At 44.4% G+C, this 25964-nt stretch carries 20 protein-coding genes and 1 pseudogene; 18 read left to right on the top strand and 3 right to left on the bottom strand.

Annotated elements, in window-relative coordinates:
* Positions 1–118 precede the first annotated feature (118 nt).
* Positions 119–1018, top strand: coding sequence for a LysR family transcriptional regulator (locus DPF93_RS18885; protein WP_114767599.1), 900 nt, complete (start codon positions 119–121; stop codon positions 1016–1018).
* Positions 1019–1039: 21 nt separating this feature from the next.
* On the opposite strand, the gene DPF93_RS18880 is transcribed toward DPF93_RS18885, so the two are convergent.
* Entirely contained in the window at positions 1040–1534 is a 495-nt protein-coding gene (locus DPF93_RS18880) for a hypothetical protein (protein WP_114767598.1), read from the bottom strand.
* A gap of 214 nt (positions 1535–1748) precedes the next feature.
* Here DPF93_RS18880 and DPF93_RS18875 point away from each other — a divergent pair, with 214 nt between their 5' ends.
* On the top strand, positions 1749–4109 hold the full coding sequence (locus DPF93_RS18875; protein ID WP_114767597.1) for a Lon protease family protein: 2361 nt from the start codon (positions 1749–1751) through the stop codon (positions 4107–4109).
* Between the two features lie 51 nt (positions 4110–4160).
* Here DPF93_RS18875 and DPF93_RS18870 read toward each other — a convergent pair whose 3' ends face one another.
* Positions 4161–5165: a 2-hydroxyacid dehydrogenase gene (locus DPF93_RS18870; RefSeq protein ID WP_114767596.1), complete on the bottom strand. Its 1005-nt coding sequence runs from the start codon at positions 5163–5165 to the stop codon at positions 4161–4163.
* A gap of 327 nt (positions 5166–5492) precedes the next feature.
* Between DPF93_RS18870 and DPF93_RS18865 the strand changes: the two genes are divergently transcribed.
* The 5 genes from DPF93_RS18865 to DPF93_RS18845 all read left to right on the top strand — a co-directional run bounded on the left by DPF93_RS18865 (position 5493) and on the right by DPF93_RS18845 (position 11779).
* A complete protein-coding gene (locus tag DPF93_RS18865) occupies positions 5493–6011 on the top strand; it encodes an NUDIX hydrolase (RefSeq protein WP_114767595.1) in 519 nt (172 codons plus the stop codon).
* Between the two features lie 282 nt (positions 6012–6293).
* Entirely contained in the window at positions 6294–8051 is a 1758-nt protein-coding gene (locus tag DPF93_RS18860) for an extracellular solute-binding protein (protein WP_425275314.1), read from the top strand.
* A 10-nt stretch (positions 8052–8061) separates the two neighbouring features.
* A complete protein-coding gene (locus tag DPF93_RS18855; RefSeq protein ID WP_114767593.1) occupies positions 8062–9150 on the top strand; it encodes a microcin C ABC transporter permease YejB in 1089 nt (362 codons plus the stop codon).
* Complete coding sequence (locus DPF93_RS18850; RefSeq protein WP_114767592.1) at positions 9150–10190, top strand: ABC transporter permease; 1041 nt, start codon at positions 9150–9152, stop codon at positions 10188–10190. The genes DPF93_RS18855 and DPF93_RS18850 overlap by 1 nt, the downstream gene beginning before the upstream one ends.
* 2 nt (positions 10191–10192) lie before the next feature.
* Positions 10193–11779: an ABC transporter ATP-binding protein gene (locus tag DPF93_RS18845; protein ID WP_114767591.1), complete on the top strand. Its 1587-nt coding sequence runs from the start codon at positions 10193–10195 to the stop codon at positions 11777–11779.
* 1 nt (position 11780) lies between these two features.
* Here DPF93_RS18845 and DPF93_RS18840 read toward each other — a convergent pair whose 3' ends face one another.
* Complete coding sequence (locus DPF93_RS18840) at positions 11781–13427, bottom strand: EAL domain-containing protein (RefSeq protein ID WP_425275313.1); 1647 nt, start codon at positions 13425–13427, stop codon at positions 11781–11783.
* 407 nt (positions 13428–13834) lie between these two features.
* Here DPF93_RS18840 and DPF93_RS18835 point away from each other — a divergent pair, with 407 nt between their 5' ends.
* From DPF93_RS18835 to DPF93_RS18785, 11 genes and pseudogenes are all read left to right on the top strand, one after another.
* Positions 13835–14341 (top strand): RNA-binding S4 domain-containing protein, encoded by a 507-nt coding sequence (locus DPF93_RS18835; RefSeq protein WP_114767589.1) that lies wholly within the window; start codon positions 13835–13837, stop codon positions 14339–14341.
* A 325-nt stretch (positions 14342–14666) separates the two neighbouring features.
* Positions 14667–15548, top strand: coding sequence for an ABC transporter six-transmembrane domain-containing protein (locus DPF93_RS18830; protein ID WP_244204754.1), 882 nt, complete (start codon positions 14667–14669; stop codon positions 15546–15548).
* Positions 15538–16680 carry an efflux RND transporter periplasmic adaptor subunit gene (locus tag DPF93_RS18825; RefSeq protein WP_114767587.1) on the top strand — a complete coding sequence of 381 codons (1143 nt, stop codon included), beginning with the start codon at positions 15538–15540 and terminating at the stop codon, positions 16678–16680. The genes DPF93_RS18830 and DPF93_RS18825 overlap by 11 nt, the downstream gene beginning before the upstream one ends.
* The gene (locus tag DPF93_RS18820; protein WP_114767586.1) at positions 16677–19796 is read left to right on the top strand and encodes an efflux RND transporter permease subunit; all 3120 of its coding nucleotides are present in this window, start codon (positions 16677–16679) and stop codon (positions 19794–19796) included. Before DPF93_RS18825 ends, DPF93_RS18820 begins: the two co-directional genes overlap by 4 nt.
* A 70-nt stretch (positions 19797–19866) precedes the next feature.
* Positions 19867–20784: a helix-turn-helix transcriptional regulator gene (locus tag DPF93_RS18815; protein WP_114767660.1), complete on the top strand. Its 918-nt coding sequence runs from the start codon at positions 19867–19869 to the stop codon at positions 20782–20784.
* Between the two features lie 228 nt (positions 20785–21012).
* Complete coding sequence (locus tag DPF93_RS18810) at positions 21013–21483, top strand: P-loop nucleotide/nucleoside kinase family protein (protein ID WP_114767585.1); 471 nt, start codon at positions 21013–21015, stop codon at positions 21481–21483.
* Between the two features lie 595 nt (positions 21484–22078).
* Positions 22079–22984 (top strand): siderophore ABC transporter substrate-binding protein, encoded by a 906-nt coding sequence (locus DPF93_RS18805; protein ID WP_114767584.1) that lies wholly within the window; start codon positions 22079–22081, stop codon positions 22982–22984.
* Positions 22985–23052: 68 nt separating this feature from the next.
* The gene (gene vctD, locus DPF93_RS18800) at positions 23053–23988 is read left to right on the top strand and encodes an iron chelate uptake ABC transporter permease subunit VctD (protein ID WP_114767583.1); all 936 of its coding nucleotides are present in this window, start codon (positions 23053–23055) and stop codon (positions 23986–23988) included.
* Positions 23978–24928, top strand: coding sequence for an iron chelate uptake ABC transporter permease subunit VctG (gene vctG, locus DPF93_RS18795; protein WP_114767582.1), 951 nt, complete (start codon positions 23978–23980; stop codon positions 24926–24928). Before vctD ends, vctG begins: the two co-directional genes overlap by 11 nt.
* Positions 24929–24935: 7 nt before the next feature.
* Positions 24936–25691: an iron chelate ABC transporter ATP-binding protein VctC gene (gene vctC, locus DPF93_RS18790; protein WP_114767581.1), complete on the top strand. Its 756-nt coding sequence runs from the start codon at positions 24936–24938 to the stop codon at positions 25689–25691.
* Positions 25692–25804: 113 nt separating this feature from the next.
* Positions 25805–25964, top strand: a pseudogene (locus DPF93_RS18785) (IS3 family transposase); the annotation flags it as partial.

Here is a 25964-nt window from a genome sequence, read left to right as displayed (position 1 = left end):
AATGGTTTTGTAGTTGTTTATTGTAATTTTGGTGTTAATTGGATGTGAATCTTACGCTTTATTTTTTGTTAATATAGGGAGATAATGAAAATTATTAGTTCCAAAAATGGTGTAATTGATGCGCGCGGATGACCTGATCCTATTTTCTCAAGTATTCGAATTGGGAAGTTTTAGTAAAGCTGCTGAGCAAAATAATCTTACAAATTCAGTAGTTAGCAAAAGAATTGCTCGTTTAGAAGAACAAGCAGGGGTTCAACTGCTATACCGAACGACGCGAAAGCTGACCTTGACCGAGGCGGGTCGTGCTTTGTTACAAGGTGCTAAAAATGTGAAGCAAGCCACGCAAGAGGCAGCAGACTCGGTATCGGGATTTGGCGAGAAAGTAACCGGACACATCAAAATGTCGGTGCCAACTATTTCAGGTGATTTACTTTTGGCTGATGCAGTGTCCGAATTTTGTAACCTGCATCCAGGTTTGACCGTAGATATGTCGCTTGATAACCGTTTTGTCGATCTGGTTGATGGTGGGTATGACCTTGTGATCCGCACCGGCTATTTGGAAGACTCGAGTTTGATTGCCCGTCATATGCTCGATTCTCAATGGGTAGTTTGCGCCTCGCCGGCTTATATCAGCCAATTTGGTCGACCTGCGAAGCCAAATGATTTGTTAAACCATAATTGTCTGCAATATGCCTATCAAACGACTGGCGCGAGCGAGTGGGAATTTAAAGCTGCCAAGCGCAACAATATCATTCGCGTTTCAGGTAACTTCTCTACCGATAATGCCACCGCGCTGCGCAAAGCGGCAATGGGAGGGCATGGTATTGCTTATGTTCCACGCTGTTTGGTTTATCACGATCTCAATAACGGCGAGCTTATTGATTTATTCCCTGAGCAAGTGGGCAAGCGGCTAGGCATTTATGCTGTGTATCCGTTTACTCGCCAACCTCCTAAAAAGGTCAAAATGCTAATCGAGCACATTAAAAACCGTTATCTAGAAATTGCTCACTACTTTTAGTGACGTCGTAACGAAACGGCTCTAGTTGAGTACCTGAACTCGAGTTGACAAGTTTTGCGCAAGTTTTAAGTTATCAAAGTAGTGCTGCGCTTTTTGCAATAGCTCATATTCAAACATCCAGTTTGCACTGCGCTGCGAAGAGCAAAAAGCGCCAATATGCTGCAGTAAATCATCGCTTGCTTTGGTAACTAAATTGTTGGTAGTACGAATGAGATCATTATTTTCTAAAGAGAGAAACTGCAGCAGTGCGTATGCTTGATTAAGACAATCAAATGCAGCTTGATATTGACCCATTCGATTAAGGATTTGTGATTGCGAAACCGCAGCATCTCGATAGCCAGTAATTAAGCAGACGAACTGGCATGGCTTAGTCTTGGTGGTTTCCACTGCGCTTTGAATATGAGTGGGCATATGATGCAGCACTTGGTCATATAGATACTGTGCTTCTGGCCAATGCCCTTGCTCTAACAATTGCTCCGCTTTTAAATAGTGGTTCCAACACTGGTTTAGATCCATGATGATTCACTCCTCAATACGCCACGAGTTACGACGCTAATCTTCAATGATAGATATTTAAATGCAAACGAATATCAATTGCAAATAAATATCATTAGCTCTATTGTTGGTGAATAATTGAGCTGTTGAACTCGATTACAGCCTAAGTCACTAAAATGTAAATGAAATTAAACTAGACTGTTGAATATGAAGGCTCTGTGATAAGGAAATAGAGATGGCGATAGAAAAGCTATTAGCGAGTCAACTGTACCACGCAACGGAGTTAGAACAGCTCCCGAGCAAATCGACCAAAGATTTGCCACCAATTGATGAGATAGTCGGTCAAGAACGGGCACAGAAAGCCGTTGAATTCGCGATGTCAATTAAAGAGAAAGGCTACAACATTTACGCTATCGGGCAAAATGGGCTTGGTAAGCGAACCATGATTTTACGTTATCTGAACCGCCACAAAAGCGATACCTCAGAGTTATACGATTGGTGTTATGTTTCTGATTTTTCGAATAATCGTACGCCAAAGGTGCTTAAGCTACCTTGTGGTGTTGGCAAAACGTTCAAGCATGACATTGAAAAAATGATTGCCAAGCTGGTCGTCGCGATGCCACTGGCGTTTGACAACGAGCTCTATATAACACGTGCTGAAAAGTTAAAAGCTCAGTTAGCGCAAAAGCAAGCGGTCGAGCTTGAATCGATCAGTAAAGAGGCGAAAGAGAAGAACATTAGCCTCACGGTGACGACGCAAGGTGATTATCAGTTTGTCGCGATGGACGGTGAAGAGCTGCACACCGAGGAAAGCTTTGACCAACTGTCTGAAAAAGAGCAAGAACAATTTAGTGACTCTATCGATGATCTAGAAGTCAAACTGCGCAACATGGTTAGAGAGCTAACGGAATGGGAAGAAACGTTTAGTGAAAAAATCAAGAAGCTCAATGATGACGTCACACTTGATGTTATTGCGCATTTTATCAAACAGCTAAAAGCGGATTACTCGCAATACCCTGAGATTAAAACCTATCTCTCTGAGTTGAAAAAGGACATAGTTGAAAACGCCGATATTTTCTTAGAGCAGGGCAATGAGCAGGCGGAGATTGCCGCAGCATCGCTCGATAAAAAGCTACCACGTCGCTACAAAGTCAACATTCTCGTCAATCGTAAAGCGTGTGAGTTTCCGGTGATTGTCGAAGAAAATCCAAATTACCACAGCCTGTTTGGTTACATTGAAACCGCGACTTACAAAGGTACGGTATTTACTGATTTCTCGCTCATTCGTGCTGGCAGTTTACACAAAGCTAATGGCGGTGTGCTTTTGATGGATGCCCAGAAAGTGCTGGAGCAACCTTATGTGTGGGATGGTCTAAAACGAGCGTTACGCTCGCGCCAACTGAGCTTTACCTCATTGGAAAAAGAGCTGACGTTGACCGGTGCCGTTTCGCTTGATCCCGAACCAATTCCTCTGGACGTTAAGATCATACTATTTGGCGACTACCGAACTTATCAATTGTTGCAACATTACGATCCAGAATTTAGTGAGCTTTTCCGCGTGACAGCAGATTTTGAAGATGAGATGAAGCGAACCTCAGATTCAGAGATGCATTATGCGCGTTTTATCTCTAGTGTCGTGCATGATAACAATATGCTGCACTGCGATCGCAAAGCCATTGCGCGCATTATTGAGCACAGCTCAAGGCTGGCTGGCGACCAAAATAAGCTGTCGCTTCACTCAGCCAACATTGCCAATTTGCTGCGCGAGTCTAACTACGTTGCTAAGCAAGCTAATGCGAATATGATTCGCTCTAGCCACGTTGAAGAGGCATTATCGAATCAGGAGCTGCGCGTTAGCCGCCTCAAAGATGCGGTGATGGAAGGCTTTATTAATGGCACAACATTGATCCATACCGAAGGCACGGCAGTGGGGCAGGTGAATGCGCTATCAGTATTAAGTACGAGTGAGTATATGTTTGGTGCGCCAAACCGAATTACCGCGACAACTTGTTACGGTGATGGCGATGTGATTGATATTGAACGCAGTGTAGATTTAGGCGGTAGTATTCACTCCAAAGGCGTCATGATCTTAACTGCTTACTTATCTTCTGTCTTTGGCAAAACCGCTAAAGTGCCGTTAACCACTACCATAACCTTTGAGCAATCTTATGGTGGTGTCGATGGTGATAGTGCCAGTATGGCTGAGTTCTGTGCTGTGGTTTCGGCGTTTTCCAAACAACCAAACCGACAAGATATTGCGATAACTGGTTCGATGAACCAGTTTGGTGAGTCTCAGCCGATCGGCGGGGTTAACGAGAAAATAGAAGGCTTCTTTGATGTTTGTGGCATCAAGGGGCGCGCTAATCAACAAGGGGTGATCATTCCTCGTTCAAATATGCACAACCTAATGCTTCGCCCTGATGTGGTAAAAGCGGTTGAACGCGGAGAGTTTAACATTTGGGCAATTGACCATGTGACTGAAGCGATTGAAATATTTACCGGTAAGCCAGCCGGTACGCCAAGTGATGAGGGCAGCTATCCAATTGATACGATTTACGGTATTGCCCAAGCTAAACTCAACGCATTACGTAAATAGATAGATAAGTAAGGCTCTGAAATTTCAGAGCCTTTTTCTTTTGTGCTCGGGTTAACTTTGGTGAGTGATCAGCTCGTTGCCACTCGCTTGATTATTGCTAAATGCTTGTACATTACTCAGTGTGGTATGAGCGATGTTTGATAGGGCTTCGTTAGTTAAGAACGCCTGGTGACCCGTAAACAGTACATTGTGGCAAGCAGAGAGTCGGCGGAAAACATCATCAACAATGATGTCATTCGATTTGTCTTGGAAAAATAGTTCTTTTTCATTGTCATAAACATCCAATCCCAACGAGCCAATTCTGCCTCTTTTGAGTGCTTCGATTGCTGCCGCAGAATCAAGCAATTCGCCTCGGCTGGTATTGACGATCATCACGCCATCTTTCATTTGGTCAAACGCTTGTTGGTTGAGCAGATGATGGTTTTCTGGTGTCATCGGACAATGGAGCGTGATGATATCGCTGGATTTAAGTAAGGTTTCTTTGTCGCAGTAAGTGACCCCGAGCTCAACTGCAAGAGGATTCTCGTAAGGGTCAACGCATAAGATTTTCATGCCCAAGCCCTTAAGAATTCGCATCGTTGCTAAGCCTATTTTACCGCTGCCAAATACGCCGACCGTTTTACCGTGAAAATTAAAGCCAACTAATCCTTCTAGTGAGAAATTGGCATCGCGCGTTCTTTGGTAAGCTTTGTGAAAGCGACGATTGAGACACATCATCATGCCAACCGTGTGTTCTGCTACCGCTTCAGGGGAGTAGGCTGGCACGCGAACCACTTGCAAATCTAGGCGCTCGGCAGCGTCGAGATCGACTCGGTCAAACCCCGCGCAGCGCATTGCGATGAGTTTGATACCATGGCGCGCTAATTCTTCAAGTACGGGGGCGGAAAGATCATCGTTCACAAACGCACATACTACGCTACAACCTTGCGCCATGCGCGCGGTCTTAGTGGTCAGTCTAAAGTCGTGATAATGGATTTTGAAGCCAAACGTCTGATTGACCTCTGTGAATGATTTTTCATCGTAAGATTTACTACTAAACAAGGCGATATTTATCATAGATACCTCTCCTTCACAGGGCTCTCTAGAAAGGAATCTCAGCAAGGATATTCCGAAACAAGAGTCGAACCTATCTTTTCAATGTTAAGTCATGAGCAATAAAGTTCGTTACGTTAGAAAATAAGTCTTCGTACTAACTTTGAATAAATTAGCATCATTAATAGCGCTGTTTGCTAGCGAAATAAACCATGAATTTAGTGTAGGTTTAGGTTGAATCTCCAGAATTGAGCAGATGCAATAGTTGGATACTTGGCAAAAATTGGGTTTTCGATGCGATCGCCGCTATGGTAGCATCTCTGCCTAAATCTATAAGTAGCAAGACAAACGATGCGACACCTACAAACTACAATTCATCCTGAGATTGACCATCTAGACGATAAAACCGTGTTTCAACGCAAAGCCGCGCGCGCGATTGTTGTCGATGGTGAAGATATTTTGCTGTTATACACCGAGCGCTATCACGACTACACCATTCCTGGTGGTGGTTTAGACGAAGATGAAGATGTGATTGCAGGTTTGGTGCGTGAACTACAAGAAGAGACGGGCGCACAGAACATCCACAACATTAAGCCGTTTGGTATCTATGAAGAGTTTCGTCCTTGGTACAAAGACGATGCGGATGTGATGCACATGACCTCATACTGCTACACGTGCAAAATTGACCGCGAACTTGGTGAAACCGCTTACGAAGATTATGAAATTAAAAATGGCATGAAACCGGTCTGGTTAAACATTCATGAAGCGATTGCTCATAATGAGAAAACCATAGCGGAAAGCCCAAAGAAAGGCATGAGCATTGAGCGCGAAACATTCTTGCTACAGTTAGTGGCGAAAGAAATGCTGTAACGCCGGAATTGGTGAGCTTAATGACAAGTAAACCCGCATTCAGCGGGTTTATTTTTAGCGATGAAAAGTACCAATGTTTGGGCAGACAACATGAACAAGGCAAATGAAAAATAACAAATTCTCTTGGTTTGGCTTATGCTCGAATTGAAAATTCGGTATATACTTGGACAAGTGACTGAATAATAAAATTATTAAAACAAACAGAATGCTAAGGGAGTAGCCATGGGGAAGTTTCAACGCTTAGTGATAGGCAGCGTGCTCACGCTTGTTAGTTCAACCGCGATGTCGGCGGTAATAGAAAGTACTTCTTTAGTTGGCTTCGGTAGTGCCAAATATCCAGACAATTTTATCCACTTCGATTACGTCAATCCTGACGCCCCTAAATTCGGCAAAATCACCTATGGCGTGGTCGGTACTTACGACAATTTCAACCGTTTTGCCTCCCGCGGTGTTGCTGCGCGTGGTGCTGGGGAGCTTTACGATACTTTAATGTTTAGCCCAAGCGATGAGATTGATGCTTTCTATCCTTTGATCGCACAGAAAGTTCGCTACTCAGACGATTTCAGTTGGATGGAAATCGAGATCAACCCAAACGCACGCTTTCATGATGGCAAGCCAATTACCGCGCATGATGTCGCGTTTAGCTTCGATAAGTTTATGACCGAGGGTGTACCTCAATATCGAGTTTACTACGAAGACATCAAGTCAGTAACCGCTAAAAACGATTTGTTGGTGCGTATCGAGATGGCAAAGCCAAATCGTGAGAAGCTGTTCAGCTTTGCCCAATCGACCCGAGTATTGCCGAAACACTTTTGGCAAGATAAGAACTTTTCTGAACCACTCTCTGAACCTCCTGTCGGTAGCTCAGCTTATAAAGTTAGCGAGTATAAAGTCGGACAAAGTGTGACTTACACTTTGGTAAAAGATTACTGGGCAAAAGATCTGCCAGTAAATGTGGGTCGCTATAACTTTGAGCAAACCCAGTACGACTATTACCGTGATGACACCGTCATGCTTGAGGCGTTTAAGGCAGGTGAGTTTGATTTCCGTTTAGAAACGTCGGCAAAGTTCTGGGCTAATTCTTACACCGGGCAAAACTTTGATAAAGGCTTTATCGTCAAGCAAGAGATCCCGCATCAAAAGCCTGAATCCACTCAAGCATTTGTTTTTAACACTCAACGCGAGTTCTTTAAAGACCCGAAAGTGCGTGAAGCGATTAACTACGCCATGGACTTTGAATGGATGAATGCCAACATGTTCTATGGTCAGTATTCACGTACACGCAGTTTTTTCCAAAACACTGACTACGAAGCCAGTGGGTTGCCGTCTGAGGAAGAAGTTGCCATTCTGACGCCATTCAAGCAACAAGTGCCTGAGCGCGTATTTACCCAAGAATATCAACCTTCAGTGACGGATGGTTCAGGAAGAATCCGCACACAAATGCGTGCAGCATTTAAACTGCTGAAAGAAGCAGGTTGGGAGCTACGCAATAAAGTGATGACCAATGTTGAAACCGGTCAGCCTTTGGCATTTGAGTTTTTGGTTTACAGTCCGACGACAGAGCGCATCGCGATACCTTTGCAAAAGAACCTTAAACGCATGGGTATCGATATGAAGATCCGTACCGTCGATACCACCCAGTATATTAAGCGTTTACGTGATCGCGACTTTGATATGTTGTCGTCACCTTATTCAGCTAATCCATACCCGAGTCCAAACCTAATGATCATTTGGAACTCCAACTATATGGACTCCACTTACAATACGGCAGGTGTCAACGATCCAGTGGTGGATGCGCTTACAGAAGAAATTGTTAAGAACCAGCAGCACCCAGATAAGCTACTGCCACTTGGTCGCGCGCTTGACCGTGTTTTGCAATGGAACTTCTATATTATTCCGCAGTGGCACATCAGCACGTACCGAGTTGCGATGTGGGATAAGTTTGAGCGTCCAGAGGTAATGCCTAAATACGATTTGGGCATTGATACTTGGTGGATCTCGCAGGATAAAACAGAGCTTTTACCAGAAAAACGCCGTTAAAGAGGGATAAATGGCTGCCTATATATTTCGACGCTTGTTGTTGGTGATCCCTACGCTGTGGGCGATCATCACCATCAACTTCTTTATTATCCAAATCGCGCCGGGTGGACCGGTGGAGCAGGCGATCGCACAGATTGAAGGTCAATCTTCAGGCATTATGGAGCGTTTTGCTGGTGGCGGCACAGAAGTTGAGCTTGATATCTCTAATGAAGCAACGGCGACGGGCTATAAGGGCTCTCGTGGGCTCGACCCTGAGGTCGTCGAAGAGATCAAAAAGCAATTCGGTTTTGATAAGCCGCTGCATGAGCGCTACTTCGATATGCTGAAAAACTACGCCACCTTTAATTTTGGTGAAAGCTTATTTAAAGGCGGCAACGTGATTGATTTGATAGTAGAGCGCCTGCCTGTCTCTATTTCGCTGGGGCTGTGGAGTACCTTAATCATCTATCTGATTTCGATACCGCTTGGGATCATGAAGGCGATTCACCACGGTTCGCGCTTTGATATTTGGTCAAGTGCGTTGGTGATTGTTGGCTATGCCATCCCCGGTTTCTTATTCGCGATTATTCTAATCATCCTGTTCGCCAGCGGTAATTACTTCAGTTGGTTCCCGCTGCGCGGTCTAGTGTCGAGCAACTTTGATCAATTAACGTGGTATCAGCAGATCATTGATTACTTTTGGCACTTAGCACTGCCAATTTTAGCCATGGTGATTGGTGGGTTCGCTACGCTAAGTATGTTGACCAAAAACTCTTTCCTCGATGAAATCAACAAACAGTATGTGGTGACGGCGCGTGCCAAAGGCTTAGATGAACGCAGCATTTTGTATCGCCACGTTTTTCGTAACGCCATGCTTATCATCATCGCTGGTTTTCCTAGTGCCTTTATCAGTATTTTCTTTACCGGTTCAATGCTAATTGAGGTGATGTTCTCACTAGAAGGGATTGGTTTACTTGGGTTTGAGTCGACCATCCAACGTGATTACCCAGTGGTGTTTAGCTCTTTGTATATTATGACGTTGCTGGGGCTTATCCTCAGTATTATTTCTGATTTGACCTATACCTGGGTTGATCCTCGCATTGATTTTGAGGCGCGTTAATGACGAAAAAGACTAAGATGCGCAATCCTCTTAACGAAGCGCGCTGGAATAGATTTAAAGCCAACAAACGAGGTTTAATCTCGATGTGGGTGTTTGGTATTTTGTTTTTTTTAAGCCTCTTTGCCGAGTTTATTGCCAATGATAAACCGCTGTTAGTTCACTACGATCAGCAATGGTATATGCCGATCTTCAATCAATATGCGGAAACCGAATTTGGTGGTGAATTTGAAAGCGAAGCGGATTATACCGACCCATATGTGATTGAATTAATTGAAGAGAGCGGCAGTATTGTCTGGCCGCTAATTCGTTTTAGTTATGACACCATCAACTATAATGTCGTGGCAGCGGTTCCCTCTGCGCCAGACAGTGTGAACTGGCTTGGCACTGACGACAAAGGGCGCGATGTTCTGGCTCGCATTATTTATGGCTTTCGTATCTCGGTCATTTTTGGCTTTGTTCTAACCATCATTTCCAGCATTATTGGCGTCGCCGTCGGTGCGACCCAAGGTTACTACGGTGGTTGGCTTGATCTGTTTGGTCAGCGATTTATTGAAGTATGGTCTGGTATGCCGACATTATTCCTATTGATCATCCTATCCAGTTTCGTTGAGCCGAATTTTTGGTGGTTGCTCGGCATTATGGTGCTGTTTAGTTGGATGAGCTTAGTTGGCATTGTACGCGCCGAATTTTTACGCTGCCGTAATTTTGATTATGTGCGCGCCGCTCAAGCCATGGGCGTTAACGATAGCCGCATCATGCTGCGTCATATGTTACCCAATGCGATGGTGGCTTCATTAACCATGATGCCGTTTATTCTTTCTGGTTCGGTGACAACCCTAACATCGTTAGATTTCCTCGGTTTTGGCTTACCAGCAGGCTCGCCATCACTTGGTGAGTTATTGGCACAAGGTAAGGCAAACCTGCAAGCACCATGGCTTGGTATTTCAGCATTTGTGGTGCTGTCACTGATGCTGACCTTGTTGGTCTTTATCGGTGAAGCCGTGCGTGATGCGTTTGACCCACACCAACAAGGTAGATAATCATGAGTGAGAAAATATTATCGATTGATTCGCTATCGGTGGGTTTCGGTAGAGCGAATAAAGTTGAGCAAGTGACGTTTGATGTCTCGCTTGATATTAAACGCGGTGAAACCCTAGCTTTGGTTGGTGAGAGTGGTTCGGGTAAGTCGGTTACCGCGAACTCAATTCTTAAGTTGTTACCTAAAGGTTCATCTCATTATTTGAATGGTAAAATCCAATTCGACGGCATTGATATGTTGGCGTGCAGTGAGCGCCAATTGCGCGGCATCCGTGGTGCACGTATCGGGATGATTTTCCAAGAGCCAATGGTGTCGCTCAATCCTCTGCATAAAGTGGGCAAACAGTTGGTCGAGATTGTTGGTATTCACCGCGGTATTCGTCAAGGAAAAGCGGAGAAACTGGCGATTGAGTGGTTAGGTAAAGTGGGACTCCGCCAACCAGAAGCCAAGATTAATGCTTACCCCCATGAACTCTCGGGCGGCGAAAGGCAACGCGTAATGATCGCCATGGCACTTATCAATGAGCCAGAGCTATTGATTGCCGATGAGCCAACTACAGCACTTGATGTATCAGTGCAAGCGCAGATCCTTGATTTACTGAAATCGTTGCAGCAAGAGCTGGGTATGGCGATGTTGTTTATCACTCATGATCTTAGTATTGTTCGCCGCATTGCCGACCGCGTTGCAGTTATGCGCAATGGACAATTGCTTGAGGTAGGCGATTGCCAACAGGTTTTCAATCAGCCAAGTCACCCCTATACCAAACAGCTAATTGATTCTGATCCCAAAGGTTTGCCAGTTGAAGTTTCGTCAATTGCGCCAGCTTTGCTCAGCGTAGAACAGCTCCGAGTATGGTTTCCCATCACTGGTGGTTTGTTTAAACGCGTGGTTTCTCATGTTAAGGCGGTCACCAATATGGGATTTGAGCTTAAACGAGGTCACTCGATAGGGTTGGTTGGCGAGAGTGGATCCGGTAAATCGACCACAGGTATGGCGATTTTACGCTTGGTGGGCTCAGACGGCTCGATCAGCTATCAAGGTCAAGAGTTACAAGGTCTTGATCGCAAAGCAATGCTGCCGTATCGCAGTAAAATGCAGGTAGTGTTTCAAGACCCATTTTCAGCACTCAATCCGCGCATGTCGGTGGCTCAGGTTATTGGAGAGGGCTTATACGTTCACACTGAAATGAGTGAGCAGGAAATTGATGCTGCGATTGTTAAAGCGATGCTCGAAGTGGACTTAGATCCAGAGACACGTTTCCGTTACCCGAATGAGTTTTCCGGTGGTCAGCGTCAGCGTATTGCAATTGCACGTGCGCTGGTGCTTAAACCTGAGTTTATATTGTTAGATGAACCGACTTCGTCACTTGATCGCACGGTCCAAGCGCAGATCTTAGAGCTTCTAAAATCGTTACAAGTCAAACATGGTTTAACTTATCTGTTTATTAGCCATGATCTGCATGTCGTGAAATCCCTTTGCCACTACACCATAGTGATGCGAAACGGTGAGATTGTGGAGCAAGGCGAAACCCAATCGCTCTTCTCACAGCCTAAACAGAGCTATACGCAAGAGCTGGTATCTTTGTCTTAGGCTAGATATCGGTTGTAAAGCTCGCACTGGCAATAGTTAGCGGCTTATTGAACCAATAACCTTGTAAGTAGTTGACGCCAATTTCAGTGAACTGTCGCTGCATATTGGCGTTCTCAATTCCCTCAATCACCACGTCTACCTGTTTGGTTTGGCATAGGTTGGTGATAAAGCGCAGATACTCCATGGTCGCTGGGTTCTCTAGTGCGCGCCAAGCCATCGCTTTATCGACTTTAATCTGTTTTAACGGTAAATCAAAAAAGCTGTTTAATGAGCTATAACCTGAGCCGAAATCATCAAGCGACAAGCGGAATCCGAACTTGTTTAAGCGGTGTAGTTGCGACACGGCACTTTTATTGCCATCTAAGATAACCGTCTCAGTCAGTTCTAAAACAATTTGCTCTGGCGCAATTCGGTACTCTTGAGCGAGTTGTTTAGCTTTTTCTGGAAATTGACTATTAAGCAACTGCAAGACTGAGACATTAATATTGACGCGAATCGAGCATGCGTGTTGCTCTTGATAGCGTTTAATAAATTGGCACGCTTGGCTAAAAACAAAGTAACCTAAATCGACAATTAACCCTTTTTTCTCGGCAACCGAGATAAACTCATCGGGGAATATTTCTCCAAGTTCTGCATCTTTCCAGCGTACCAAAGCCTCAAAGCTGGCGATTTTATTTAGCTTGGCATCGATAATTGGCTGGAAGCGAACTTTGAGCGTTTCATTTTTTATCGCCTGAGCCAACTCACGTTCGATGTAGAAATAGCGATCAACGTTTTGCTGCGTTCTCTCATGGTAAATAGCGAGGTGATTTTGATGTTTTTCTCGGGCAAACTGACAAGTACGGGAAGCAATTTTCATGATTTCTTCGCTGCTTAGCGCACAACTAAAGTTTGGGTAAATCCCAACGCTAATATCATTGCCCCAAAGAGAGCCATTGGCTTCGATAGACTCTTGGTAAGTATCTAAAATACGTTGTCCAAGTTGTTCAATCTCACTGACTGGATAATGCCCTTTTACCAAAATAGCGAAATCATCACTGCGGACACGGTAAATATCAACAAATTCGTCAGGCAAGCTGCTGAGAGAAGAGAGCAGGTGTGCCATCAAATCACGAAGCGTCTGTGGTCCGTATACCGAGAGATAAGCGCGAACATCTTCGAGATGGATATAAATTAAAGAGTGTTCAAATTGATTGCTGATACATAACGCATCTAAATCAGCAGCTAACTTATGCGCATTTGCAAGACCAGAAGCATTGTCCCGAAATGCAGCTTGGTGAACATAGGTTTCCATCAGCTTCGCGTCGGACACATCGCGATGGCAACCAATTAAGAAACGCTCACCGTTGACTGTTTTGGTAACGCCCGTGCCTTCAATCCAAATATATTGCCCATCTTTGTTACGCACGCGAAATTCAGAGGTTACTCTTTGTGCGTCGGTCATCATGTGATCAACGATTTTTTCTTGCAGTTGAACACGGTCGAATGGGTGGATTTTCGATAGCCATTGCTCAATATCGATATGACCGGTTTGCAGACCAAACTGGCGATAGAAAGAAGGATTATAGAAGAAAATCTGATCTTGGCTATTCATGTAAAACAGACCATCGTTAAGTACATCAAAAATATACTTGAAGTGGTCGTTCATGATTGAATCAAGTTGTTTACCCGACAGCGGAGAACCGGCATCAATCCGACGTGCGGCATTTGAGGCAATATCTTGAGTTAAACCGCGTTCCGTGCCTTGGTGTGGATAAAGTGTACTAATTTTTTCTGTCATTTTTTGAAAAACCTAATCCACACTCACACGTCTCTTAGTTTGAGGTGAGCGGTGATTTACTACTATTCCTTTAGGGTAAGGTTTTTACATGAATATTATATTAAGTGCTATATCAAAAACGAACAATGAGATACTTATTAAGCAAATTCTGTTTAAGTGCGTTATATATAACCGACTTCGAGCTTATAGCCCCAAATTGCTCATGGTGATTAGTAATTAAAGGTTGAGTGAACGATGATAAAAAGGCAGACTCAGCGTTTTCCTTAAGAGATTAGATGATGTCAGACTACAACCAGCATGAAGAGTGGGAAGAGCAGGGCGAAGAGATTGAGATTGAAGCAATTGGTATTGATGTCTCTTCTCAGCCGATAGAACTGTATAAAGTATTTAAAATTGCCAACTTAGTTGGTGGTGGTGGCGAAGCCAAACATCTAATTTCTGAAGGTTATGTTGCGGTAAACGGTGAACTAGAAACGCGTAAACGTCGCAAAATGTACGACGGTGACTTCTTCGAGTTTAACCAAGAATACTACGTCGTAGTTTGCGATGCGCCAGTCACTGAGCCAGAAATCGAAGAAGAAAAACCTGAGCCGAAAGCCGCTAAGCAGGCAAAGCAGAAGCCAGCTGAGAAAAAGAGCAAGTCAGCGAAAACAGCGAACAAGCAACCAAAGCCAGCAAAATCGAACAAAGCAGGCAAAAGCGGAAAATCAGCGAAAGCACCAGCAGACAACAAGCCAAAGAAAAAGAACGAAAACGGTCGCGGTAGCATAGATTTCTTCTAATTCGGCGTCAGTCAATTCAAGTATTCAGAGAGGCACCAGCATATGGTGCCTTTTTTTGTCTAGCATCGTTTTCGCCCTTATAGGGACAGGCACGATTACAGTAGTGAATCAGTTCGTTTGAGCGCCATCACGAGCCTCCTCGCGATTCCGTGAGGTTACGCTTGGCGCAAGTGTTCCCGCATCCGGAAACATTAGCGCTCCCGTATCCCGAAGCAACGCGTTCCAAATTCCCGCATCCCGATCAGCAACTCAGCAATCTGGGACACTTTTTCCACTTAAAAATTGGTGATACTAGCGCCATCTCTATTATTGGAATTTATTGCTAGTGAATCGACCTATTAATCTTCGTACCGTCGTACGGATCAGCCCTGTAAAAGTTGCTATCACGTGGCTTATGGTACTGGCTGAAAATCTATTAATGATTTTATTGCCGTTGTTTATTGGCTTTGCCATTGATGGTGTGCTGAGTAACAACCTACAACCGTTATTTGTTTTTGCTCTGATTATGTTTGCGCTAGTGGTCATTGCGGTAGTACGCCGCTTTTATGATACGCGTGTTTATGGTGGTATCAGAGTCAGGCTTGCCAAACGAGTAGAGCGAAACTTGCGTGGCGCTTCTGTCTCGGTTAAAGATGCGCGCTTAACTATGTCACGTGAGCTGGTGGATTTTCTCGAAGATGATCTACCTAACTTATTTACTTCGATAATCCAATTGGTTGCTGCGGTGGTCATTCTTGCGACGTTTCATATCAAACTAGCGTTGTGTGTACTGAGTGCTGGCTTAGTGATGTTGTTAGTCTATTTTGGCTTTCACCGAGTGTTTGCCCAGCTTAACGGCAAACTAAATGACCAGTTGGAGTTGCAAGTTCATGTGCTTAGTGGGCAACCATTTCCCGCTATTGCCCTACATTTCGAGCGCCTCAAGCGTTGTGAAATCAAATTGTCTGACACTGAAGCTTTAGTTTATGGTCTGATCTTTCTGATCTTATTTGCTGCCATTCTAACCAATTTATGGATGGTCGGAAGTTTAATTGACCCAACGGTTGGACAAGTCTTCTCAATCGTCACTTATTCCCTTGAGTTCGTTGAATCGGCAGTGATGCTACCGCTGACTCTGCAGACATTGGCTAGGTTGACCGAAATTAGCCAGAGGCTTAACCGACAAGACGTTCAAATGGACATCAAGGAGAGTGTGCATGAAGCTTAAAAAGGTGATGGCGACTCTGGCTGGGGTGGGTGCGATTATCACTGCTTTAGTGTTGATTGATATTTTAGAACCTCAACCCGTGAAGGTTACCCCAAAGCGCCATGCCAAACCGCCAGTTACGGTGCTAGAGGTTACCCCTTCCACACATACAACGGAACTCATCTTGCTAGCGACCACGTCGGTGTACTGGTCGATGCAATTAAAGGCGCCAAGCAGTGCGCGACTAGACTGGTTAAATCTGAAGATAGAACCAGGTGCATTGGTTAAAAAAGGAACTCGACTTGCCAAGTTAGATACCAGCGAACTGGAGTTCAATCTTGCTCAGGCAAATAGCAGCGTAAAGCAAGCCGAACTGAATTTACAACATACATTACATGAACAAACGGTTGCCTTGAAGATGCTTTCACCCGATAAAAGCTCGGCTTTCGCGCGTCGCGAGCCTCAGGTATTGGCGGCAAAAGCAGCATTAAAGCAAGCGGAACATGCTTACACCAGCGCAGCGACAATATTGGCACAAGCCAGCATCACAGTGCCATTTGATGCCGTGATCATCCGACGTCATATAAGCCCTGGGGAGTGGTTAGAGGAAGGGCAGGTGCTCTATGAGCTAGCAGCAAGCGATTCACTTGATGTAAGTCTGCCAGTCTCTGAGATGCATTGGCAGCAAGTGCATGCAGCCTTACGACAAGATTCAATTCTTGTTGAAAATCGCGAGGGTAACCAATGGAAAGCGCAGGTACGTTATGTCGCCCCCCAAGCTGATGTAAACACTCGTCAAAAGGAGGTGGTTTTTTCGGTAAGTCACCCTTATCAGGGAGCAACGCGTTTACTGCCAAACCAGCAGGTTAAAGTAACCATTTCTCTCGGAGAGCAAGATAATATTGCCGTTTTGCCTGTGAGCTCAATTACTCGAGACGGTGAAGTTTGGACTTTAGACAAGCAAAACCGTTTGCAAAAAGAGTCGGTTGAGAAAATTGCGCACAAAGGCAGTAAGGCGTATGTACGATTTGTGCAAAACAGCGACAGAACGCGTCAGGTCGTGCTCTATCCGCTGATTTCTATGTTGCCTGGCAAAGAAGTCATGCCTACAGCAGAAAAGACGTTGATTGCTCAAAAGGATAGCCGTCTATGAGCTGGTTAACAAAGTGGTTTATCGACAATCCTGTAGGCGCCAATCTATTAATGCTCGCCATTATTGCTAGTGGCGTAATGGCATATGGTCAATTACGTGTCGAATCCTTTCCTCAAATAGCGCCGTCTTCGGTCGAGATCAGTGTCGCTTATCCTGGGGGTACTGCTATTCAGATTGATCAAAGCATTACCCAGCGGATTGAAGAATCAATTAGTGGTATTTTCGGTATCAAACAAGTTACAAGCCAATCCAGTGCGGGGATGGCTAAGGTAATTGTGAGAAAAAATAGCAGTGCTGACCTTGATAAGTTGCTCGACGATGTCCGCAATCGAGTCAATGCTATCAATAGTTTTCCTGTTCAAGCGGAAAAGCCTCAGGTGAAGAGAAATGAGTTTACTAACCTTGCCGCTTTTGTGATTGTCTCAAGCACGCGTAGTGATGATGAATTACAGCCGATTGCTAGGCAGGTTGAGACAGCGTTGCGCAGTAATCCGACTATCTCAAATGTGAGCAACTGGGGGAGTCGTCAGCCTCAACTTCTTATTGAACCAGATCCGGATGAACTAAAGAAGTTAAACCTAAGCCTTGAAGAGCTAGCGCACATTATCGAGAGGATGTCACTGGAGTCACGTAGCGGTGAGTTACTGAGTGATCACGAGCGCATAGCGATTCGAGGCGATGGGTATGCGAATGATATACAGAAACTGAGGAGCCTATCGATCGTCTCCAAGCCTTCAGGTACAGTTTACTTGGGCGATATTGCAAGGTTAAGTCGGGATTATGAACGCAGTGGTTCGATAGTTCGCAATAACGGGGTGAGTGCAATTGCATTATTGGTAAGCACGAGCCAAACCGACAATCTACTCAAGGTTAGTGATGCAATTGAAAAAACACTAGAAGAGTTACGACATACTTTACCGTCAAATATAGAGTTGACCATCATGGCAGATATGGCGCCTTATATTGAGGAGCAGCTATTTCGTTTAGGCGATAACGCGTGGCAAGGGTTTGTTATTGTTGCGCTGTTGTTGGGTTTGTTTTTGGAAATCAGATTGGCTTTTTGGGTATCAGTCGGAATACCTGTGGCGCTTGCTGGTACGTTGGCGGCAATGCAGCTAACCAACTACAGCATCAACGATATTACGCTATTTGGCTTTATTCTCGTGCTGGGCATTTTGGTCGATGATGCAGTGGTAGTCGGTGAAGCGATTTACGAGCAACGTACTAAGCATGAGGATGGCAACAAAGCGGCTTGGTATGGTGTGCATTCTGTCTCTGTCGCCACTATTTTTGGTGTGCTAACGACGATTGCAGCCTTTTCTCCGATGTTATGGATTGATAATGATTTTGCAAAGCTACTCGCGGGTTTTTCTGCCGTGGTTATTTTTGCCCTCGCTTTTTCTCTCATCGAGAGCAAATTTATTTTACCCGCTCATTTGGCAACATTACCAAGCCTCATGCAGACCAAAAATACGCCTTTACGCAGTAACCCTATAAAAACAAAATTTGCTCGCTTGCAATCATGGGCGCAAGGAAGTCTGCAGTGGTTCAACTCTCGCATTTATCAACCGACGTTGGAAAAAGCGTTGGACTACAAACTGGCATCGTTATTGGGGTTTATAGCGATATTTGTCCTTGCGTATGGGATGTGGGCAACCGGTACGATTCGTAGTGCAATTTTTCCTGATATCCCTGGTCGTTATATTAGCGCCAAAGTCGACTTAGAGGATGGCGCGCCTTTACCGCTGCAAAGTAAAGCTCTAATACAACTAGAGCATGCGATGGCTAAAGTCGAAGACAAACTGATGCAAGACTACCCCTTGAGCCATTCGCCAGTGGTTAACCTGCTAGCATGGTCTGATGGATACGGCTCAATAGAGGTCACTGCTGAGTTGACGAGTGAAGCGCTTAGCACCTTACCAAACAATTTGCTTACCGGAAGTTGGCGTGAAGAAACTGGTGAAATTGAAGGTGCGTATTCAGTGCAGTATAGCGCAGCAGAAGCTCCGGCGGGAGAGACGTTTATTTCTATTTCTGCGATGGAGCGCGAGCTGGCTAAACAGGTGAGTGCAAAACTGGCCGATAAGTTACGCACTTTGACCGGGGTTTCAGATGTTTACGACGATGGTAAAAGTGGACAGCCACAAATTCGACTAGTATTGAACGAATATGGAAGAGGATTAGGGCTTACTCAAGATACGCTAGCACGGTTTGCTGGAGAGGCGTTAGGCGAGCGTGAAGTTTATCGCTTGCTTGAGCGAGGGCAAGAAATAAATGTATTACTGCGTTACCCTGATTCACAGCGAATCAGTGTCGCCCAACTAAAGCAAGCGATGATTCTTCTGCCTCAAGGTGGCAGTGTATTGTTAGGTGACATTGCTCAACTGCTTTATGAGCAGGAGGCTCAAACGGTTTATCGGCGCGATCGCGATCAAGTCGTGAATCTATATTGGAAACAGGCACGAGATATTCAGTCACCTGAGCAAACTATGCGGCAACTTGAAGCGCATATTGAAACGCTACAGGCTGAGTTTCCGCACGTAAAAATCAAAGCGGGTGGGGAGCTAGAGGAAATAAACGAAGTATCGTCAGGGTTCTCATCTGCGATGATCTTAACTCTATTACTTATATATATTTTATTAGCGGTGCCACTAAAATCCTATTGGCAACCATTTATCATCATGGCAGTGATTCCTTTTGGCTTTGCTGGCGCGATATTTGGGCATTATGTTATGGATATGCCAATTAGTCTGCTTTCAATGTTCGGCATGATGGCAATGACAGGGATAGTTATTAATGATTCATTGGTGCTTATCACGCGTTTCAATTCGGAGTATCGCAGTGGTGTTCCGCTAAAGCCTGCGTTAATCACGGCAGCAACAGGGCGTTTTCGTGCAATCTTTCTCACCACTATTACGACTGTATGCGGCTTGCTTCCATTACTCAGTGAAACCGCAGAGCAGGCTCAATACCTTAAACCCGCGGTGGTTTCTTTAGTGTTTGGTGAGCTATTTGCCACTATCGTCACTTTACTGTTAATCCCAATACTTTTGAGCGTCACCAGTCAAAGCGTCGTAAAACCGGCTGAAGGTAAAGATGTTATGGATGGGATATGACGAACACCTTATTGAATTTACAAGCATAAATGGTAATAGTGGTGTTATTAAGTCGTTGAGAGTTGCTCGTATGCCTGAAGCTAAAAATAGCGTATTTAATTTAGTTCCTGAATTGGCGCTAATTGACCAGTTGCCGCCGAATTTACAAAAAAGGTTTAAGCAGGCGTTAAATACGATGCACACAGAGCTGGTCGAGCAAAGTACGTGGCAGCAAGTGGCAGAGCAGAGTTCAATCTCGCGCTACCACTTTCATCGCCAGTTTAGTGAGCTATTTAATGAAACGCCCGGTCAATACCTGAGTCGTGTTCGTCTACAAATCGCGCTGAATCTGCTTCTAAATGATGCGCCTTGGAGTGTAATGGAGATTGCGCATTATTGTGGGTTTTCATCCTCGCAGGCATTGGGCAAAGCGCTAAAACGCGAATTGGGTGTGACAGCTAAGCAAGTACGCAAAATGGGCTATGAATCAACGCCCAATGAAACGGCTGCGCTTATTGCCAAGGTTGCTCATCCCGGGCGAGCAGATACATTGGAAGCAGAGCTAGCTCAGTCGATGCCCGTCGAGTTGAACTCTTACCCGCTGAGAGGTGTAAAGAAGCTAATGGTCGATGATCCTGATTGGGATGCCGTGATTGAAATTTATGGTAATAAGACTAAGCGTTTTCTTAGCGCCACGCCATTAGCGCAACTTGATAAGCGTTGGCAGCAAATCGAGACAGTAATAGGCAGTTGGCAGATAGATAGCTCACTCTATGATTTTACTATTCCCGCCGGTCGATACCTATGTGCTGAGGTATATCTTAATTCTGATGCTGCATACATTGCTGCAATTGAAGCGTTGTTCTTAGCTGCCGAAAAACAGCAGCTAACAGTCGATAATGATGGGTTTCTCATCGAATTAATGCGCGATTTTGAAATGGAGCCCAATGGTGGTTTGACCATGTCGATTCAACTTCCTGTGACTGATTCACATGGAAACCTAAAGTAAGCCTCGCAAATATAACAACCCAAAGTGTAACGTATTGATTAATTTAGGGGCGCGCGCGAAGATTTATCCAACTCAAGTTGGGTCGTAGTTTTCATAATTTATAATTGTTTCCGATGGGTATATTTTTGTACAGAGTAGGTAGTATGAGTCTTGAACTGAGTTATAACTGAATATTGCTGCTTCTCAGTAAGGTGAAACCATTTCATTCGTAACAGCGAAAGAGGAATTATGAGCAAAATCTATTTTATCTGTGGCTTTATTGGCTCGGGGAAAACGACCTACTCGAAAGCACTGGCTGAGAAACACGGTGCGTTTCGTTTTTCAATTGACGAGTGGATGATCCCATTATTCGGCGAGCATATGGAACGTGATGTATTCGAAAGCCGTTTAGCGACACTGCAAGATTTGTTTAAAGAATCTGCATTGCAACTGTTATCGCTTGGGGTGCCGGTTATTTTTGACTTTGGTTTCTGGCGTAAGGCAGACCGTGATGCCGTTACTGCTTGGGCGTCACAAATGGGTATCGATAGCGAAGTGCATTCTCTAGATGTTTCATTTAATACCTGTAAGCAAAGAGCATTTATTCGCAATGCAGATCGAAATGGCAAATCATATGAAATGACCCCTGAAATGTTAGAGCTATTTTGGTCGTGGTTTGAAATGCCTGACTCGAGTGAAAAGGTTGTTTTGATACAGTAGTAAATGCATGCCGCATTCTTGTATCTGTTAGCTTGCTCTTTAGCGCAGGCGTTTCCGCGTCTCGAATTCATCTTTTCTTTTCTCGACGCCCTGTACTACGGGGCGTTCTAAACTCTCAAAACTTACATATGTTGTATGTCCCGCTTAAAACCTTGGCGCTTTTTTCTACTTGGTGTAAGCGGTCCAATTACTCTTTGCCTTGCCAAAGAGTAATCAGAAAGGCGTTTGATTTGCTGTTGTTGTCCGGACGGTTTTAGGTGTTCCCGACACCGAAAACCTAAAAAATCGTCCTGATTTTTTCCTAGGGAGTCGGTTCGTTCTAGTTGAAGCGCTGTTTTGGATTTCGTAATTTGTTTCGTTGCTTACCATCGCGAGCGTCCTCGCGATTCCGTAAGTTTACGCTTTAGCGCAGGCATTTCCGCAACTCGATTCCATCTTCTCGTCTCTCGAAGCTCATGCTGAAAGCAAGAGCGCTCCATACAATCCCTTTAACACCTCTCAATCTTTGTTTACGAATGTAAAAAACGTAAATTCAAGATGACTTCAAACTGAATCTAAATGATAATGCATTGCATTAGTAATTATGGAGTTGGGTATGAAAGCGTCAGTTTTAGCCTTATTGACAGGCTTAGTCGCATTTTCTGCAAATGCAGAGATGGTTGAAATCACACACCAAAAGGGTACGACAAAAGTTGAAACGAATCCTGAACGTGTCGTTGTAATCGGTGTAGGTGCACTAGATGCAGCGGTAACATTAGGTGTTGAACCTGTTGCGATTTCAACAGTTAGTATGTTCCCTGACTACCTAGCGCAATACCGTGATTACAAGTTTATTTCAGCAGGTAGCCTGTCTGAGCCAAACTTCGAAACTATTTTTATGCAAAAGCCGGATCTGATCATTGTCGGTTCGCGCGGTGCAAAACAGTTTGATGAGTTATCAAAAATTGCACCAACTATCGTTTTTGCCGCTGATGCTAAAGAGGGTTACTGGAAGAGCACTCAACAGCAATGGCGTAATCTAGGTCAAGTTTTTGAAAAGCAAGAACTTGTAGAGCAGAAGATTGCTCAACTAGACAAAGAATTTAAAGCAATCAGCGATTACAACCAAGCCAATAATGTGGATGCTCTAACGGTTATGAGCTCTGGTGGTAATATTACCGCGTTTGGTGCGGACTCGCGTTTCTCAGCAATTTACCAAGATTTTGGTTTTAAACAAACCGCGCAAAACGTTAAAGCGAAAACTCACGGTGATTTAGTATCTTACGAGTTTATCCGTGAAACTAACCCTTCAACGCTACTGATTGTTGATAAAGATCAGTTGACCAACAAGGGTAATAGTACCGTTAAACGCGATTTTGAAAATGATCTAGTTAAAGCGACTAATGCTTACCAAAATAAGCAAATGGCTTACTTAGATATTAGTGCATGGTACTTGGCTATCTCGGGCATCCAAGCGACCGAGCAAATGATCAGCGATGTTAAATCATCGATGGCACAATAAAATTAAAAGTTAGATTTTTTGCCCAAGCAACAAAGGTTGTTTGGGCTTTTTGACGTTAGAGGCATGTTTTGAAGAAGTTACTTCCAATACTGATTTTGCTCAGTATCGGTTCGCTATTTGTTGGTGTGAGCGATTTAAGTCCTACGGCACTGCTCGCGGGGGATGCCAACAGTTGGCATTTAATGTTTACCAGCCGTATTCCTCGTCTTGTTGCGGTTATTCTTGCCGGTGCAGGCTTGAGTATTGCCGGCCTTATCATGCAGCAAATCAGCCAAAACCGTTTCGCAGCGCCTTCGACGTCAGGTACCATCGAGTGTGCCATGCTGGGCTATATTTTGAGCTTGGTGCTGTTTGGTTCTCAGCAAATCTGGCTAATCTTTTTAATTTCTATTCTTGGTACTTTGCTGTTTGTTCAGTTTATCAATCGTATTCAATTTAAAAACGCTATTTTTGTCCCACTGATCGGTATTGTTTTTGGTAACGTGGTTGACTCACTGGCAACATTTATTGCTTATAAATACGATGCGCTACAGAACCTGTCGGGTTGGACGGTCGCGAATTTTGCCAACCTGCTGCAAGGTGATTATGAGCTACTTTATATTGCAATTCCGATTGCGATTTTCAGTTATCTATATGCCACGCGTATCTCGGCAGTGGGCTTAGGTAAGGACTTTGCGACTAACTTAGGTTTGAACTACCAACAAGTGATTGTCATTGGCGTTATGCTGGTGTCGATCATGGCAGCGAGTGTGGTGATGATCGTTGGTCAATTACCGTTTCTTGGTCTTATCGTGCCAAACCTAGTGAGCAAGTTCTATGGTGATAACTTACGTCGCAATATTCCATTAACCGCCGTGCTTGGTGCGTTAATAGTGCTCTGCTGTGACTTAGCGGGACGCTTGATTATTTTCCCTTATGAGATCCCAATTTCGATGATCATCAGTATTTTAGGCGGCAGTGTGTTCGTGTTCTTTATTCTGCGAGGTCAAAAACATGCAGGATAGAACCAAACTGCTGATCCTCGGCGTGATCGCCGTAGTATTCGCTGCGTTGTTTATTGGTCTTGGTCTTAATGCCGACAACTACCAATACTTTTTATCACGTCGCGTGCCTAAGGTATTGGCGATGATTTTAGCTGGTATCGCGATTGGTCAATCTGCGCTGGCATTTCAAACCATCACAAACAACCGCATCCTGACACCAAGTATCATGGGCTTTGATGCGCTCTATATGTTCACTCAAGTGCTGGTGGTCGCGTTATTCGGTGGCTTTAGCAGTTATGTGATGAATGACTATTTGAACTTCTCGCTGTCAGTCACTGTGATGCTTGGCTTCTCAATGTTGCTGTTTACGTTTTACTTTAAGAGCAGTAAACCGAACCTAATGGTATTGCTATTATTGGGCGTGATCTTGGGGCAGTTGTTTGGCAGCGTATCATCATTTTTGACCATGCTGATGGATCCAAATGACTTTGCCGCTTTGCAAGAGAGTATGTTTGCTAGTTTCAACAACATTAAAGTGGAACTGGTTTATTTGTGCACGCCTCTGCTAATCATCATTATTGCATTGTTGTACCGCTTAAATCGCGTACTGGATGTGTTTTGGCTCGACAAAGATAACGCGACCAGCTTAGGTATTGACGTAAAGCGAGTCACCATGCAGGTGTTAGTGCTCTCTGCCTGTTTGATTGCAATTTCAACCGCGTTGATTGGTCCAATTATGTTCTTCGGTCTGTTGGTGACTAACCTAGCGCGCGAAATGCTGCGTAGCTATCAACACCGAGTGTTACTGCTAGGCGTCTCATTACTCTCTGTAGCATCGCTCTTAGCAGGGCAGTGGATTGTTGAGAATCTGTTTGGCTTCTCTACCACATTAAGCGTTGTGATTAACTTTATCGGCGGCATCTACTTCTTATCTATGCTGCTAAGAAACAAAATCGTTTAGGATCAATATGATTAAGCTAGAAAAACTGACCAAACTTTTCGGTCAAAACGCAGTAGTGAAACAAGCTAGTGCAGAATTTGAGAAAGGCAAAGTTACGTCGATCATTGGTCCTAACGGCGCAGGCAAAAGTACATTGCTTTCCATGGCAAGTCGCTTAGTTAGCAAAGATGAAGGTCAGGTCTTTATCGACTGCAAAGAGATTGCTGAGTGGGACACCAAGGAGCTCGCGAAGCGCCTTGCTGTGCTGCGTCAAGCCAACTCAATTACGATGCGCTTTACCGTGCGTGAAATGATCGCTTTTGGTCGTTTCCCATATAGCCAAGGTAAGCTAACTTCAGAAGACCAAACTATTATTAATCAAGCGATTGAGTACTTGGATTTGGTCGCTATCCAGCATAAGTATCTGGATGAATTGAGTGGTGGTCAGCGCCAACTCGCGTTTATTGCTATGGTAATCGCGCAAGACACAGACTACGTGTTTTTAGATGAACCACTTAACAACCTTGATATTAAGCACTCACTGCAGATCATGCGTAATGTGGGGCGATTAGCTCGTGAAATGAACAAAGCGGTGGTGGTGGTAATCCACGACATCAACTTTGCGGCATGTTACTCAGATAAGATTATCGCGCTTAAGAAAGGGCAGGTAGTTGCTCAGGGTGATGTCGAAGCCGTTATCCAAGCAGATGTGCTTGAGAGCATCTACGAAACGCCATTTAACATCATTGAGATGGATGGCAAACGTATGTGTACTTACTACTAGTCTAGTGCGATTTCCTTGCATAAAAAGCCTTTCCAATGGAAAGGCTTTTTCTACGATAGATGACCCGTCCTAAATAAGGTTGACACAACCCAATCAGAAAATTGGAGAGTGTTATGAAATCAGCAGCTAGACGAACCCAACGTGACTATTCACTCGCTTTTAAATTGGATGTCGTTGACCAAGTTGAAAGAGGTGAACTGACTTATAAACAGGCTCAAGAGAAGTACGGCATACAAGGTTGTTCTACAGTATTAGTGTGGCTCCGAAAACACG

Origin of the sequence: Vibrio rhodolitus (genome assembly GCF_003350325.1) — a bacterium.
Taxonomy (GTDB): domain Bacteria; phylum Pseudomonadota; class Gammaproteobacteria; order Enterobacterales; family Vibrionaceae; genus Vibrio; species Vibrio rhodolitus.
The sequence above is the reverse complement of the archived record's forward strand: the minus strand, read 5'-3'. Positions and strand labels throughout refer to the sequence as shown.